The sequence below is a fragment of the Lwoffella lincolnii genome (assembly GCF_002014765.1).
Classification (GTDB): Bacteria; Pseudomonadota; Gammaproteobacteria; order Pseudomonadales; family Moraxellaceae; genus Psychrobacter; species Psychrobacter lincolnii.
The window spans coordinates 80958-97574 of record NZ_MUYT01000004.1; the positions used below are offsets into that span (position 1 = coordinate 80958).

The following is a 16617-nucleotide window of genomic DNA, read 5'->3' on the forward strand; positions in this document are numbered from 1 at the left end:
CATATTGACAATTTTAACCATAATTAATAATTAATTTTAACCATAAATAGTCATGATGGTAAAGTCATTTGTTCATCTGTTAGGGTGGTTCTGTCTCACATCATGATGTGTGTCATTATTTGATTGTTTTATTATTGTACATTGATTCGGTCACTGACTTACCATGCTTAATATTTATCAGTCTAACCAAACCGAGCAGTTGCTCAAGCAGTTATTGCACGCCTATCAATCCGATGATATTGGTATGTTTGAGCCATTTGTGGTGCTTGTGCCGTCTATGGTGCTGGGTGAATGGCTACAAAATCGCATTGCAGATGAAACTGGCATCAGCACACTGATTACTACCGAATTTTGGGGGAGATATCAGTGGCAGATAATGAAACGGGTCATTGACGCATTTAACGATGAACAAGATGACAAATCCATTACTGTGCCTGAAGTTGCCATGCTTTCGACCAATGTGATGCAGTGGCGATTGTTCGCTTATTTGCTGGCATGTTATCAGCAATATTTAGACGTGATGGCAGATTTGCAAAGTGATAAGGGCGATACAAACCAAATTAATAGCTTGTTTCCTTTGTTTGCTAAAGTGTATGCTTTAAGCAACCATGCAAATATGAATGTCAACAACGCCAATACGTCAAAAAGAGAGCCAAGCAAGGCTGAAGAACAACAATTATGGCAGTTAGCTCAGTCATTGGCGGGGGCGTTTAACCGTTATTTGACCCACCGTAATGATTGGCTAATGCTTTGGACAAAAGGGCAGGCGGTTGATATTAAACAACTCATTGCTCAAAAAGATTGGTTAAATCAGCAGTTTGATGAACAGTCTAATGACACACCTGACTGGATACAAGATGGTTATGTGGAGCTGGAGTTGGCACAGCGGTGTCTTTGGCAGGTACTTTTTGCTGATTCATATGGCCAGCGTCAAAAGATTGAACAGCGATTTTGGCAAGGATTGCGTTTTTTTTCTCAACAACATCAGAACAAGTTCAAGACCATGTTGCCCAAACGTTTGTACTTATTTACCATTCAACAAATGCCATTAAATGAGTTGGATTTTATCCGACAATTATCAACTTTTATTGATATTGAGTTGTTGTTTTATAACCCATCACAGGCGTATTGGGCGGACATTGTGGATAAGCGTTGGTTGACACAACAGCAAATTACCAACCCCAGCATGGCGTATGTACGTGATTTTGGTCATACGCTATTGTCCCGTTTGGGAAAACAGAGTCGAGATATCTTTGCTTCTTTGGTGAATTTATCAGGCAATGTTGCTAAAAATCAGCGTATTCAAGCCAATCAGCATGCCAAATATGATAGTGTAACATGGCAAGATGACTTTGTGTCTTATCAAACCAATCATAAAACCAACCCAATGTCACCGCCGTCATCGCTATTGCATCGATTACAAGAAGATGTGTTGATTATGGACGATACGCTGACAAGGCAATATATTGAACAGCGGTTACTTGAGCAAAGCCAAACTGAGCTGACAAACCAGCTTAATCATGGTGTATTGGGTACAGCTAACAGACAATGGCATCAAGGCATCATTGATAATAGCCTAAGCATTCATTCATGCCATAATCTACAACGTCAGCTAGAAGTGATGCGAGCAATGATTGCTCAATGGTTAAATGCAGCTGACATAGATAACAACGATGATGACATAAAAACTGATAAAAAAAATAAAAGACATTTATCAGATGTCTTGGTGCTGTTGCCTGATGTGGATAGACATCATGATTTGATACAATCGGTGTTTTCGCTAGGGGAAGGCATTGATGGCTTAAATTTGCCTGCCAAAGTGACAGGGGTGGTGGACAGACAGATTCGCTCACTGTGGCAAGCGATTGTTGGTTATTATCAGTTGCTTGGACAGGCACATGCAGATTTTGGTTGGTCGCAGGTGTTTGATTGGTTGATGTTGCCAGAAGTTTATGAAGCTTATGGGCTTGGTTATCGACAAATGCAACGTGGCTGTGAGCTGTTACGTCAAGCAGGTTTTATCCGTGGTTTTGATGAAACGCATTTACGCCAAAATCTACATCCACAAGATGATGACCATCGTTTTTGTTTTGCCTATGCCCTTGATAGATTGGTGACTGGTTTGTTGATGCCAAAAGCTCATCTTACGGACATGATTTATCACCCTGTGCAACACCATGTTTTGACATTTCCCCAACCATTGACCTTGCCATTGGCACAAATCACTTTAAATGATGCACCCATTATCTCCGCTTTGTGCCAAATTTATCAAGCATTGGCACAACATCGTCATGATTATCAACGCAAACGCCCTGCCATTCATTGGCTTAATGCCATCGAAAACGACATCATTCATCGCTATTTTGCATTATTTGATGGCAGTAAATCCATGCGAGCGATTTTTACCGCCATTAACGCATTAAAGAAAAGCTTGAATGCTGATAAATCTGCCCAACAAAGCCAAGGGCAACAGACACAAGAATTGAGCTTTCGTTTGGAATTTTTGTTACAAAGTATCCAAGCCCAGCTAGAATCTCAACAAATCAGTGCCGAACCCACAGGGGTGATAACCTTTGCTCGTTTTGGGGCTTTGCGTACCGTGCCGTATAAGTTGGTGGTGATGCTCAATATGGATATTTCTGAGTTTCCACGACAAGAGCGTGATGATTATCTTGACCTGATGAAAGCAGGGCTGGCAAGACGTGGGGATAAACGCAGTGATGATGAAGATAATGGGGCGTTTTTAGATGCGTTGTTGTGTGCCAAAGAGGCGTGTTGGATTTTTTATAATGGACAACAAATGGGTGATGACACTGAACATTTGCCAGCACAGCCCGTCAGTGAGTTGATACAGTTTTTGCAAGCCGAAGTGGATTGGCAGTTTGACCAACCGCACCCAAACTCACAAAACTTAAGCCTACAAAGTGAAATAAAAAAAGTCATGCAAGAGCATATCTTATCAAGTCTTGTTACCAAACATTCTGCATTGCCTTATGATGCCAGTGTCTTTGAAATATCTAAAAATAACAAAAGCACTCAAAACAATCAACAAAATAAAACCAGCCAAGCTGATAATAAGCAAGCTGAGCTTGTTCATTTGTTTGCTGATACGCTACAGAAGCATCAACTTCGCCAAAAAACAAATCTGCCTCCTGCACCGATTTGGCAACAGATTTATCATGCACTATATGATAAGCAAGACCAATATGTGCAAGAAAAAGCCATGCCAGTTAATGCCATTGCCTTGCCTGATGCTGATGAATATCAGCAGATGGCTCATCAGTTATTGATTTTGGGGAATGAAAAAACCAAGACAAACTTATCACAAATACTCGCATCTGACGCATGGCATTTGTCTGTTGTTGAATTACTCAGACGCTTTAAGCACCCTGCCCAGCATTATCTTAAACAGCAACAGATTGCCCTTAGACATGCCAAAGACAAGGCAGACACACTAGAGCCTATGGTATTGGATAACTTGGCGAATTATCAGCTAACAGACCATTTGCTTGAGCATTACCATGTTGTTCAAGATGCTGATATTTATAACGATGTTATTCAAAATGATGTTATTCAAAATCCTACTGTTCAAGATGACACCAAAGATGATGTCATCGCCATGCTGTTAAATAATACCTTATTACCTGTAGGGGTTAATCGTGTTTGGACGCTCAGCCATCAAATGACGCAGTTGCAACAACAGTTTGACGCATTCATGACCAAGTTGCATCAATCACAATATGCTGATTTATTACCAAAAAATACTGTCAAGCACATCACATCCGTGCGTGAACAGCAAGTTGTGTTAACTTTGCCACAGCTGATGTCTCAACTGCCACAACAGACACCACATATCCAACCTGTGCTTGAGGTTACTGTTTATGCCAAACTGCCTGGTCAACCCAAAGATAAGCTTTGGTTAAATGTGTTGGCAAAAAAAGACCATGCCAAGCACAAATTGGATATGTGGCTACATCATCTGCTGTGGCAAATTGCTCGACAAGATACCACTGACTGTGATGAAATCAATAACTGTGATGAAATCAGTTCATCACAGTCAGTGGCAGGGCTGGCAGGCACAAGCATTTGGCAATTTAAAGGAGAGTCGGTGTGTGTGTTGCCTCCCATGACTTCAGCCGATGCCATAACAGAACTGCAAAAGTGGCTACTGCTCGCTCAATGGCTGGATAACCATATCATGGTCATGATGCCAAAACACGCCTTTATTTATCTTGATAAACTTGATAAACACAATGGACAAATAAATAAAGAACAAAACGATAAAGAACAAAGCTATACCCCAACAGTGAAAGATTTCTCTGATTGGCTTAAATCAGATTCTAAACAAAATTGGGTGGCTGATGAATGTTCTAAAAGCCCTGTTTGGCAATATGTGCTGGCAGATTATGACGATGATGCAAAATTTAACGCATTAAGCCAAGCTTTACAAAAGTTAGCAAAACCGATGTATGGTAAGCTATATGAAACCATGATGCCTTTGGATACCGCCACATGAATAATGCAATGACAAACGCACTGCCCAATCCCACCATTCATAATCATCATATTAACCATCTTAACCATCAAGTCATCTTGCCTGCCACGGACATTCCGTTATATGGCCATCATCTGATAGAAGCATCGGCAGGCACGGGTAAAACATGGACACTATCGGGCATTGTGTTACGCTTGCTGATTGAGGGCAAACGCCAACCTGAACAGATGATTTGTTCAACCTTTACCCGTGCGGCGGCGGCAGAGCTTAGAGAGCGTATTTATGACCGTCTGCTTGACTTTAATCATGCCTTAGAATGGTTGTTACAGTTGTCCATGCGTTCCATTCATCAACAAGCGTTATTTGGCAGTGTGTCAGATGATGAATCAGCCAATAAAAATAGCCTAAGCAAAGATAAAACCCAAACAGATGATAAAAGCAAGAAAAAAACTGACAAAAGAAAAAACATCAAAAATTATCTGATTGATTTAGCAAACCAATCTGACATACAAAAATTAAAAGACCGCATCAATGACAAAGTCAATCTGCATCTATTGACCCATATTATCGAACATCATCACACTTACCCAATCAATCAAGCCATTCAACGCACTCGCCATCTGCTCACCACTTTAGATAAGCTGTTTGTCAGCACATTGGACAGTTTGGCACAAAAATGGCTCAGTGAATTTGCCAATGAAACAGGACACACCAGCCATATCCGCATCAGTGAAGACCAAGATGAGCATATCGACATCATCATTCATAATCACATTCGCCAATTCTATAGCGATTTATACCATAACGATAAGTTGACCCATCAGTTGTTGCTTAAGAATCAATCATATCAGGTGAGTGATTTTCGTAAGGCGGTTGAACGAGGGTTGAACTTTTTATCCGTTCCCATTGATGAAAATCCCCAACAAACCTTTAATTTTGAAAAATATGATCAGATTATCAAGCAAATTCTACAAATAGGGTGGGCAGAACTTGAACCCTATTTTGATGCAAATTATCGCAAACAACAAAAGATGTTTGTAAACGGTAAGTTAGGTAAAAATTTGCCTACCATGCCACAATTTTTTGCTGTTTTATCCGAACACCCTTATGATTTTGTCAAACATTTGCCCAAAGAAGCTCAAGATTTTTGGCATGGGTTTCAAGAATATGTGATGGGTGAAGAAGATGCCACTGGTAAAGTCAAAGGCTTTAATGCCAACAGTCAAACGCAAAGACAGGCTTTTGATGCCTTGAACATCATTGAACACTTAAAACAACTTTCTGTCCAACAAGACGCTTTAACCACTCATTTGCAAAATGTCCACCAGCAATTGCTTGTCAGCATCGTCAAACAGGTGCGAGAGCAGTTACCAAAGCGGTTGGCAGAATTGGGGGAGACCACGTTTTCTTTGCAAATGCAAAAGCTCAATCACGCTTTATTAGGCAAGCATGGCGAGAGTTTGGCAAAGCTGATTCGGCATCGTTACCCCATTGCCTTGATTGATGAATCGCAAGACATCAATGGCGAACAAGCCACAGTGATACAGCGAGTATATCTGTCAGGGCAGAGCAGTCATAGACATGCGTTTTTATTGTTGGTGGGTGACCCTAAGCAGGCAATTTATGGTTTTCGAGGCGGTGATGTTGCCAATTATAATCAAATAAAAACCCATTTTGCCAACAGTACGTATCGTTTGGTACAGAATTTTCGCTCTACACAAGGCTTGGTTGAAGCATTAAATCATTGGTTTGGGCAAGGACAAATCCCATCATCAAATCGTCCTTTAGATAATAAACCTGATAATAACAGTCCCTTGGCTGATTTAGGAGAGTTAGGAAAGGGCATTTATTACCAACACATGAAAGCCCATCGAGAACAAGGCAAATTGCTTTTGTCCAATCTGCTTTTGTCTAATATTACAAAAAGCATTGCTGACACAGATACCAAAGCTGACACAAAGGTAACTGATACAAGAACCATACCCCCAGTCAGCATCATTCACTTGCCTTATAAAGAAAGCAATGATGTTATCCAAACCACTGCCCAACACATCGCTAAGTTATTACAATCGTCATCTCAATTAGATGGGCGAATGGTCAAACCCAGCGACATTGCGGTATTGGCAAAAACACACACAGACTTAGATGGCATACAACGACAGTTGGTCAAACTTGGAATACTGGCAAACAAATCAGCATCAAGCAACATTTTTGAGTCAGTCATGGCACAAGAGCTGTTGGCTATTTTGCAAGCCCTACAAAATCCATACAGCCAAAACCACATCAATCGCACATTGGTTAGTCAAAGTCGAGCAATGACTTTAGAGCAGGTAAAACGGTGGCAAGACAATCAACACACAAATGATAAAAATAGCCTAAGCAAACATCCCAAAAATACCATCAACCACTATGAACAATACCAACAGACCTTAAACAACATCGCCAAATCTTGGCAAAAAAAAGGCACGATGGCTGTTTTAAATGCAGTTTTATCCTTATCCATCTGCCCATATTACCTGAATTCTGTCAATAATTCTGACAGTTTTAACCAACAACAACTGGGCAAAAACGTTTGGCAAACACTCAGTCAACAAGAAAATGCTGAGCGTCTGCTGCTTAATTTGCGTCAACTGTTAGACATCATTGGCGAACACACAAGAAAAATGGGCGAATTTGAAATTATTGATTGGCTATCCACACTGATTGAATCACCGCCTAATCATGACTGGGCAACAAGCCTGCCCATCGCCAGCAGTGAAGGGGTTAAACTAATGACCATTCACGGCTCAAAGGGGCTTGAATTTCCGATTGTGTATGTGTTGGGCATGAGTGCATCAGCCAAAAAGTCAAATGATGATTTTCATTTGTATGCTTATGTTGATGATGTTAACCATATTGATGCACAAAATGATGTGCAAAAAAGCCACGTTTTTTCTTTGCAGACACAAGCCTTAACATTTCGCCGTTTATCTGCCACGCCACACCGTCATGCAAACAAACAGGACAATCAAATTGCACAAATTGAGCTTAAAGAGAATTTTGATGAACTTAAGCGGTTGTTTTATGTGGCAATGACCCGAGCCAGTGAGCAGTTATTTATTGTGATAAAAGACCGTTATAATACCTCTGATATTCAATGGCGACCGCTAAACCATTGGCTAGATTGTGTCAATAGTAAAGATTATCATCTACCAGTGCGTTTGCAACCTTATATTGGCTGGTTTGATGGTGATGCCAGTGATAAAGAATTACCAATCACAAAACCATCAAAACCACTTAACCAAATCAGTCAAAGTGATGTGGGCATATCAACCTTACAGCCCCAACAGATTGACTATCCAGATTATCACAGCGTGATAAAACAAACGCACTTTGTGGGTTGGGGCAGAACAAGCTTTACGGCTTTAAGCCGTCTGTTAAATCAACCTGATAATCACTTAAATGGCATCATCAATCATCAGGACAACGCATCTAATTTATTCAATGATGACTTACTTAATGATGGTCAAAGTCTAAAACAAGATAACTTAGATTATCAAACCTTAGATTATCAAACAGTCATGATGATGGAGCAAGAGCCAAACATCAGACCAACCAGCCAACAATCCAATAAACAAGATAAGCCATCATTAGATAACATATCGAATAACAACATTCGTTTTAATTTTATTAAAGGGGCAAATGCAGGGTCATTTTTACATAAGGTATTAGAAAAACTGTCCACAGAAAAGCCAAATACCGATGACAGCCAGAGCAAATTGATTGATAAACATCTTCTAGAATATGACTTACCCAAGCGATATTCAAGCCAATGGCAACCACTCTCAGATGTTATCAAATTAGATACGACCAAAGACGCTGACAACACAAAAGCCACAAATCTCAGTCATCAACAACTCATCATGTGGCTACAAAGTATCATGCAAACACCATTTGTTGCGTCAAACATCTGTTTAAATGACTTGCCAGCACAACAGCTAAAAGCTGAAATGTCATTTAACATGGGCATGCAAGGTAAATTAGATTTGACCAAACTGGCAGACACCATTGCTCAGCATTTACCCAATGACCCAGATAAGCATGTGCATTTTGTTGTTAATGAGTTATCCACCAATCAATTTGAGTTACGTTACCTAAAAGGTGAGATGGATTTGGTCTATGAGCATCACGGTAAGTTTTATGTGGTGGATTATAAAAGCAATTACCTTGGTAATCAGTTAAGCGATTATCATTTTGACGTCTTACAAGTTGCCATGAGTAAAGCAGGGTATTGGCTACAAGCCATGATTTATCAAGTGGCATTGCATCGTTTATTAAAAATGCGACTTAAAAACTACCATGGTAATGAACAGCGGTATTTAGGAGCAGTGGAATATGTGTTTTTAAGGGGTTTTGGTGCAGATTTTATTGATGACAATGCCCATAATGCCAACAATACCAACAATGACAATCAAGCAAAAATGGGCAGCATTCATTGGGAAATACCCATTGGTTTAATTCATGCTTTGGATAAATTTTTATGAGCCAATTTTTTATCAGCCCACTTAACAACAACACAACCGATAACTGGGCAAAACCAATTAGCGATTATCTGTTATTGCGTCAAGCACAACAATCAAACCATCAACTCGCCAATGGACAAGGGAATCAACACCGTTTGTTGTTTCAAGCATTCATGGGGCTTTTGGTCAATCAATTACAAGAAGGGCATACCTGTTTTGAGTTGACAGACAGTAAAGAGATGTCAGACATGTCATGGCAAAATCAGCTGATTTATGCTGTTGCCATGCCTTTGACTGACTTTATACTGACACAATGGCAAATTGCCATTAACATCTATGGCGGCATTCAAAGTGATGTTCAAAATGATGTTCAAGCCATCAGTCAACATGTGGTGAGTCAAAGCGTGTGGTTATCCGTATTGATTGCTGACTTTAAAAAAAATGGCGAAAAAAATGGCATGAAAAATGGATTGGGCATTGACCGAACCAAGGAGCATGGCAAAAAAATCAATCGAGCTGATGCAGAAGCACGGTTGTTATCGCTGGTTAATCAGATGATTAATCAGATACTCACCCAATTCATGCCAATAAACACTGATGACAGCCATCATGACCATAACAGCTGGTCAAATCATCATAAAAATGGCATTTATCAGCAATTAGCAATGCAGTTACAACAAGTTGCTGATGACACGATTTTACAGGTTTATGAACAGTTGATGCTGACGCAACAGCTGATACGATGGCTAAATCAATATGATGAGCATGCTGATTTGACTCAATTTACCCAACGGTTTGACCAAGGCAGTGCTTATTTTATTTCTGCAAATGATTTGATTGGCAAGACGGATACCGACACCAATGCCAATGCCAATGCCACAAATCATGCCACATTTAAGCAAAATGGCAAAAAAGCCCATGCCAAGCCATTGGTGTATGATGTTAATAATACCTCAATTTTTACCTGTTGGTTGCATCGCAGTTGGCAGGCAGAGCGTGATATTGCCAGACACATTTTACGCATCAGTACCCAACCCATCAGCAGGTTGAACATGGTTTTGGACATGGACAGCATCATTGATGAACTTAAGTTGGACATTCAGCCACAGCAACGAGATGCCATACAAACTGCCAATTGTTCAGCGTTTAGCATCATCACAGGTGGACCTGGCACAGGAAAAACTTATACAGTGGCAGCATTGGTCTTGGCGTTACATCATCATAGCCAATACCAATCTAATTCATCTAAATCATTAAAAAAATCTTTAACCCTAGCGCTTGCCGCCCCCACAGGGAAAGCCGCCCAACGAATGCAAGAATCTCTACAGCATTCCATTGAAAAAAGTGGCATACAGATGTTACTGCCCAAGGCAAAAACCGTGCATCGTTTGCTTGGCATCGGCATGGATGGCATTGCCAAATATCATGAAAACAATCCATTGAGCGAAGACATCATCATCATTGATGAAGCATCCATGTTGGGGGCAGAGTTGACCAGTCAGCTGTTGGCAGCTGTCAAAACAGGAAGTCGGCTCATTTTATTGGGAGATGCCAAACAATTGGCAGCAGTAGAAGCAGGATCGGTGTTGGCAGATTTATGTGCCATTAAACGCATTGCCCCCATGCAAATAACACTCACACAAAGTCGTCGTTTTGACGATAAGTCAGCCGTTGGTCAACTGGCAACCATGATTTATCAAGGCGATGCTAAATTACCCCATGATGCCAGTTATGATAAAAGACCCATCACTCAGTTGGCAGAGTTATCAGCACGTTTTAGCACATTGCAACATGTGCCATTTACCAACAATACTGGCAACAACACAGGCATGGCATTTATCAAACAGCATTATTTGCCGTATGTCAAACATTGCTTACAAACATTGGAAACACTGGACAAACACAGCACGCATATTGATGTTGGCAAGCTTTTTAGTCAGTTTGGCAGTTTTCGCATCTTAACGGCTGGGCATCATGGCATTTGGGGCGATGACAGCATCAATGAACGGTTAACGCTTTGGCATCAAGAGAAAATAAAATCTGCCATCTCTGCCATAAAGTCATCACAACAAGCATCAGCATCACAAGCCAACGCCAGACATATCCGCCTGCCAGCCAATCATGCCATTTGGTATCATGGTCGCCCCATCATGATACAAAAGAACACTTACACATTGGGGCTATATAATGGTGATGTGGGCATTTGCCTATATCATGCCGATAGGGGGTATGAAGTGTATTTTGAAGGGCGTGAGTTGCCATTGTCGGTTAATATGCTCGATGAAACCACGCTTAGCACCGCTTATGCCATCACCGTGCATAAATCACAAGGCTCTGAATTTGAACATGTGGCATTGGTGTTTGACCCCAGTAGTCAGCGTCTGCTTAGTCGTGAGCTGATTTATACGGGTGTTACTCGTGCCAAAACGGCGGTGAGTCTTTTGATGAGTGATGACGATTTTATGAAAGCGGTACAAACGCCTACCGTTAGGCAGACAGGATTGGCATGGCATTTTGACCACATTAACCACACGTCATCACCTTAAAATGTGTATAACAGCCCGACCGTGGTGGCACTGATGGTACGGTCTTTTACCTTGGGGCTATTTAATTGCTCATTGCCATGTATGCTGGTGTTTTGATTTAAAAACAAACTCAAACTGTCGTCCATCGCATAAGTTGCCATGACACCGACAAAAGGACTAAAACCAGCATTTGGCTGATACGCATTCAAGCCTGTTGCGTCGCTTTCAGCTTGTGAAATGCCGTAGTAATGGTTGTTATAATTTTTGTCATACCAAGTCACGCCAGCACTGGGTACGACAGTTAACCCACCTTGTTTAAACTTAGCCAAATAGCTGAGTTTTGCCAAACTGCCACCACTGTTGCCCGCCACTTCCGTTGCCATTTGGGCTTGTAGACTACCAAAACGAGTCACATAAAGATAGCTGCCACCTGCCATGATGGAGCCATTGGTTTTTTTGAGTTTTTGATGGTCGCTTTCAGCATTTTTTGGATTGTAAGGGTCGCCTGCTGTTTGCACATAAGCGGAAAACTCTTTATCTTGGGACTTAATCAGATTAACCCCCAGTTGATTGCCACGCACATACATTCGTTGACTTTCATAAAAGACAGTCGGTACGATTTTGGTTTCTGGCTCATATTTGGCAAAACCAGCATCAACATGATAAGCACTGACCCCAATTTGCACGCCTTTATAAAATGGCTTTTTAGATGAGTTGTTGGAGGTTTGCTCAGCAACTGATGCGGTAGCATCTTGTATGGGTTGCATGGTTGACGAAGACTGTATCATTGCTGATTGTGCCATTGCCGATACAGACGATAAGGACAACATCAATGCTGATGCCAATAAAGATAAAGGTTGCAAAGATTTTGATGACAGTGATGACAGTTGTGATGATAAAAGTTGCGATGACGTGTTCATAAAAATACGCTTGATTCTGAGAAAATAAAAGCCAATGCCATAAAAACAACTCATCTGATTATAACTCATCAGAAAACCGATGAGTATCTCCATCATGCCACATTTGTACATAAGTGACCACTTTATCGCCAGAATATGTTTGACGACTGAGCAATAACGCTGGCTGGTAGTACTCTTGGGTTAACTTATCAATCTGTAATAATCGGGCGATGTCAGCTGGCGGGGTTTTTGCTTTGATGAGGTAATTGCCCCTAACCAGTGGCACTTGCTTAATTAAATAACTGCTGGTGTTGATGCAGGTAAAATCCTGCTTGGGAAAATCTGGCAACAAACCGCAATCTACCCAACGACGTTCGTACTGTACAGGTAAATTATCCGCCAAATGCAAAATCTCAACTTGATAGATTTTTTGCTCAGGACTAAAGCGTTCTTTGGCAGCAACACACAAATCAGCATGGTTTATATGACCTTGTTTGATGACTTTGGCCACATAGTGTTTTTTGGCATTTTTGATGTCTTCGGCGATGTTTCGCACTTGCACAAACGTGTGATTAAACTGCTGTTGAGCCACAAACGTGCCACTGCCTTGATGGCGTTCAAGCACGCCTGCTTCTGACAATTCTTTTAACGCACGATTGACCGTCATTCTAGACACCCCAAACTCTTGCGCCAAAGTAATCTCAGCTGGAATGGCATCACCACCGCACCATAACCCTTTATGAATGCGTTCTAATATCTTGTTTTTAATCTGCTGATAAGCAGGAACGTGTTGGGACATGTGGGGCATATGATGGCTTTCTCTGATTGGTGATTGTGGTGATTGGTGGCTTAAATTAAAGTTAAAAATTTAAGAGCCAAGGCTAAAGATAAGATGAATAAATAAACACTGATGAATCAACCTTAACGCATTATACCCAAATAAATCGCACAAAGGCACTTGTCAGAGCCAGTAAATATTGATAAATTGTCTATACAAATTGTGCTGATTTAACCACCTAGACACAGGGTCGGTTGTCAGCCCCAACTGAGAGACTGAATCCATGAAAGATGGCACGGATGCGGTATCCGACTGGGCATTTTTAAATGGCATGTTCAATGTGGTAGGCGGAGCAACCTAGGTGAGCCTACACCATGGCGGTGGTGTGGGCATAGGTTATAGCCAGCTTTGGCAGCCCACGCCACACCGCCAGAGTATAAAGACGATGACGGCAATGCCCAAAACGATGCTTATATTGATAAAGTGTGTGAGTGGTTGCCAATTTTGCATCAAGAAGGTTTGGTGGATGCGTTTTGTGAAAACATCCTCCAATTGACAAAATGCGACAGCACGGCGTGGCGATGGCAATGATTTTAATGGGCTAAAATGCCAAATAACCCTTGCAATTCAAATGAATAATAACTATTATCATTATTATTTATTGTAATAAGGTAATCATATCATGTATGTGTGTATTTGCTATGATATCAACGATAAAACCATCAAAAAAGCAATCAGCGAAGGACATGACACGTTAGGGGAGTTACAACAACACCTAAAAGTCGCCACTTGCTGTGGTTGCTGTCAGCCGATGGTGCAAGACTTATTAGATGAACATCAACAAAAACTTGCCATGCTTGCCATTCCTGCTTAAGGTGATTTTATTCCGATAATACCCAATATTCATCACAACAATCACAGTTATTGATAACGTCATTCATCAATAATAAAAATCCTAAATGAGTATGTTCTCACTGGCTTATCTTTTATAATGCCAGTTGTTGGTTTATTTTTTAATAAAATATGGGAGCATTTATGTCTGACAATCAATCTGTTATCGATTATCTTAACTTCTTATTGGCAGGTGAGCTTGGGGCTCGTGACCAATATTTTATTCATTCCGAGATGTATGAAGAATGGCAATTTGGTAAGTTATACGAGCGTATTCATCATGAAATGCAAGATGAAACAGAACACGCTCAGACCATCATTCGTCGTATCTTGCTCTTAGGTGGCACACCAAACATGCAGCCATCTGCTCTTAACATCGGTCATGATGTGCCAAGCATGTTAAAAGCTGACCTAGAGCTTGAAAAAACCGTACAACAAGACCTGAAAAAAGGCATCAAACTGTGTGAAGATGCTGGCGATTATGTTACACGTCAAATATTGGTTGAACAGCTCAAAGACACCGAAGAAGACCATGCTCACTGGCTTGAAAAACAGCTTAGATTAATTGATTTGGTTGGCTTACAAAACTACTTACAAAGCCAAACATCAGTAGAGTAGGGGGATAAAATGAACAATACGCCTGTTATCAGTGCTTTAAATTCCGTTTTATCTCAATCTTTGGTCGCTATTAACCAGTATTTTTTACATGCTCGCATGGTTAAAAACTGGGGAATCGAAGAGCTGAACGATAAATTTTATCATCAATCCATTCTTGAAATGAAATTGTCTGATAAACTCATTGAACGAGTATTTTTGTTGAATGGTTTGCCCAATTTACAAGACTTAGGTAAGCTGTACATTGGTGAAGATGTGGCAGAAATTTTAGAATGCGATTTAAAACTTGAAAAACAAAAAACTCAAGTCATCAAAGATGCCATTGCCATTTGTGAGCGTGAGCAAGATTATGTGTCTCGTGAGTTGTTGGTTGGTTTAAAAGATGAAAGTGAAGACCATATCGACTGGCTAGAGAGTAACATGGAATTGATGGAACGCATTGGTATTGAACGATACATTCAATCGCATTTAGATTAGATGTCTAAACTGAGTCTTAATTAAAAAAATCCATAAAGTTCATATAAAAACTCAAGCTGATGCTTGGGTTTTTTCTTGTCCGTTGGATTAGATAACAAACAAGCCAAACTTCGCACAATGTAACAAGGTTATGACAAAGGTTGGTCTATGTTAGATACATTAATAATCCATATTCCTATTCGTGATGAGTTTGTTCGTCGTCAAGGCAACACATTTTCAATCATTGGTGATGTGGCTGACTATCAAATTAGGGCAGTGCCAACTTACCTAAAACGTGATTTAGATACAGGTCAAGTCACGTGGGGGGAACTTAAACATGTCTATGAAGCACTACCAAGCAGTTACTCAAACATGGCGATTAAATTTTTTCATATTACCAACAACTGTAATCCTTACATCTCTTTAAACGCATCAACCAAAATACTTCAAGGTCATAACATCTACGGTGGCGAATCTGTCAAAAACTTAGCATCTGAAATGTTAGCCATGTTAAGAGACCATTATCCTGTGTTTTTTGCAGCACTTGACGTACAAAACGCAAGCATCAGCAGAATAGACAGCACATATTCAGTGGCACTGCCAAGTGAGCGATTAATACAACCCTGCTTACGTTTTTTAGCAAACATCTCAAATGGACAAAGGCGTAATGACACAGATAGGCGTGACTACTTCAACACAGTGTACTGGGGTGGGGCAACGAGTAGGTTAGGCGGTGCCAAAGCCTATGGCAAACATTGTGATGTCATGCGTGAAGTCGTACAACTAAAGCGTGACGTCATGCGAGGCAGTACAAACGCAAAACAAAAGCTTACTGTATTCACAGATGACTTATTAGACTGGTCAAGCAAACTGCTCAGATTTGAAGCAACAACAAAAAGACGCAAATTAGAACAACTTGGATTACCAACAAACCTTTGGCTATTTATTGAGCATCAGCAAAATAAAGAACGTGATGTACTCGCAAGATTATGGCAACTTTGGTTTATGCCCATTATTAAAGCAATAAAAGGTGATGTAACGATGGAAAGTTATGATGATGCCAAAATTTATGACTTATGTCGAGAAAAACTAAAGACTTATACCAAATCAGGCAAATTAAGTTATACCAAAGCCAACAACGCTTTTAACTTTTATCAGTTATTAAAAGCCAATGGTTGGGACGATGTAAAAGCTCGTTATAGTAATAACGCCTTTTATACTGCTGTTAGGTCATTAACAGACATTGGCATACCCAAAGCCCTATTACAAAACCTATTTGAACAACAAACCAAAGCAATTCCCATGGTCGAACTGGTTCAATTCGACTTTAAAAAGCAATGTCCCGATGGATACGAACCGCCCATCAGTTCGCACATTAATGATTTCAATCATTACTTACCCAAAAAACCCAATTTACGCCTAGTCGCATAACTCAAGACAGGCACACTAAGGAGTT

9 protein-coding genes and 2 pseudogenes are annotated in these 16617 nt (G+C 40.5%); 9 read left to right on the forward strand and 2 right to left on the reverse strand.

The window, feature by feature from the left end:
• Positions 1–163: 163 nt before the first annotated feature.
• The 3 genes from B0682_RS02620 to B0682_RS02630 are packed head-to-tail and all read left to right on the forward strand — an operon-like array spanning position 164 to position 11543.
• A complete protein-coding gene (locus B0682_RS02620) occupies positions 164–4516 on the forward strand; it encodes an exodeoxyribonuclease V subunit gamma (protein ID WP_078306545.1) in 4353 nt (1450 codons plus the stop codon).
• The gene (locus B0682_RS02625; protein ID WP_078306546.1) at positions 4513–9018 is read left to right on the forward strand and encodes a UvrD-helicase domain-containing protein; all 4506 of its coding nucleotides are present in this window, start codon (positions 4513–4515) and stop codon (positions 9016–9018) included. Before B0682_RS02620 ends, B0682_RS02625 begins: the two co-directional genes overlap by 4 nt.
• Positions 9015–11543: an ATP-dependent DNA helicase gene (locus B0682_RS02630; protein ID WP_078306547.1), complete on the forward strand. Its 2529-nt coding sequence runs from the start codon at positions 9015–9017 to the stop codon at positions 11541–11543. Before B0682_RS02625 ends, B0682_RS02630 begins: the two co-directional genes overlap by 4 nt.
• Here the strand turns inward: B0682_RS02630 and B0682_RS02635 are convergent.
• Together B0682_RS02635 and B0682_RS02640 are read right to left on the reverse strand one after the other, a co-directional pair.
• Positions 11540–12442 (reverse strand): MipA/OmpV family protein, encoded by a 903-nt coding sequence (locus tag B0682_RS02635; RefSeq protein WP_158077844.1) that lies wholly within the window; start codon positions 12440–12442, stop codon positions 11540–11542. The genes B0682_RS02630 and B0682_RS02635 overlap by 4 nt on opposite strands.
• A gap of 58 nt (positions 12443–12500) precedes the next feature.
• Positions 12501–13229, reverse strand: coding sequence for a UTRA domain-containing protein (locus B0682_RS02640; protein WP_078306549.1), 729 nt, complete (start codon positions 13227–13229; stop codon positions 12501–12503).
• A gap of 202 nt (positions 13230–13431) precedes the next feature.
• Here B0682_RS02640 and B0682_RS09325 point away from each other — a divergent pair.
• The 6 genes and pseudogenes from B0682_RS09325 to B0682_RS02665 form a co-directional block, all read left to right on the forward strand.
• Positions 13432–13557 (forward strand): annotated as a pseudogene (locus B0682_RS09325) (hypothetical protein); the annotation flags it as partial.
• A 50-nt stretch (positions 13558–13607) separates the two neighbouring features.
• Positions 13608–13739: pseudogene (locus tag B0682_RS02645) on the forward strand (imidazolonepropionase); the annotation flags it as partial.
• A gap of 142 nt (positions 13740–13881) precedes the next feature.
• The gene (locus B0682_RS02650) at positions 13882–14073 is read left to right on the forward strand and encodes a (2Fe-2S)-binding protein (protein WP_078306551.1); all 192 of its coding nucleotides are present in this window, start codon (positions 13882–13884) and stop codon (positions 14071–14073) included.
• A gap of 161 nt (positions 14074–14234) precedes the next feature.
• Positions 14235–14708: a bacterioferritin gene (bfr, locus tag B0682_RS02655; protein WP_078306552.1), complete on the forward strand. Its 474-nt coding sequence runs from the start codon at positions 14235–14237 to the stop codon at positions 14706–14708.
• Positions 14709–14717: 9 nt separating this feature from the next.
• Positions 14718–15182 (forward strand): bacterioferritin, encoded by a 465-nt coding sequence (bfr, locus tag B0682_RS02660; protein ID WP_078306553.1) that lies wholly within the window; start codon positions 14718–14720, stop codon positions 15180–15182.
• Between the two features lie 147 nt (positions 15183–15329).
• The gene (locus tag B0682_RS02665; protein WP_078306554.1) at positions 15330–16592 is read left to right on the forward strand and encodes a phage/plasmid replication protein, II/X family; all 1263 of its coding nucleotides are present in this window, start codon (positions 15330–15332) and stop codon (positions 16590–16592) included.
• Positions 16593–16617: the final 25 nt, after the last annotated feature.

What these genes read in the sequence shown, in the direction of transcription:
- B0682_RS02620 (WP_078306545.1), top strand. Translation starts at nt 164, where the DNA reads ATGCTTAATATTTATCAGTCTAACCAAACCGAGCAGTTGCTCAAGCAG.
- B0682_RS02650 (WP_078306551.1), top strand. Translation starts at nt 13,882, where the DNA reads ATGTATGTGTGTATTTGCTATGATATCAACGATAAAACCATCAAAAAA.
- B0682_RS02625 (WP_078306546.1), top strand. Translation starts at nt 4,513, where the DNA reads ATGAATAATGCAATGACAAACGCACTGCCCAATCCCACCATTCATAAT.
- B0682_RS02665 (WP_078306554.1), top strand. Translation starts at nt 15,330, where the DNA reads ATGTTAGATACATTAATAATCCATATTCCTATTCGTGATGAGTTTGTT.
- B0682_RS02640 (WP_078306549.1), bottom strand. Translation starts at nt 13,229, where the DNA reads ATGCCCCACATGTCCCAACACGTTCCTGCTTATCAGCAGATTAAAAAC.
- bfr (WP_078306553.1), top strand. Translation starts at nt 14,718, where the DNA reads ATGAACAATACGCCTGTTATCAGTGCTTTAAATTCCGTTTTATCTCAA.
- B0682_RS02630 (WP_078306547.1), top strand. Translation starts at nt 9,015, where the DNA reads ATGAGCCAATTTTTTATCAGCCCACTTAACAACAACACAACCGATAAC.
- bfr (WP_078306552.1), top strand. Translation starts at nt 14,235, where the DNA reads ATGTCTGACAATCAATCTGTTATCGATTATCTTAACTTCTTATTGGCA.
- B0682_RS02635 (WP_158077844.1), bottom strand. Translation starts at nt 12,442, where the DNA reads ATGAACACGTCATCGCAACTTTTATCATCACAACTGTCATCACTGTCA.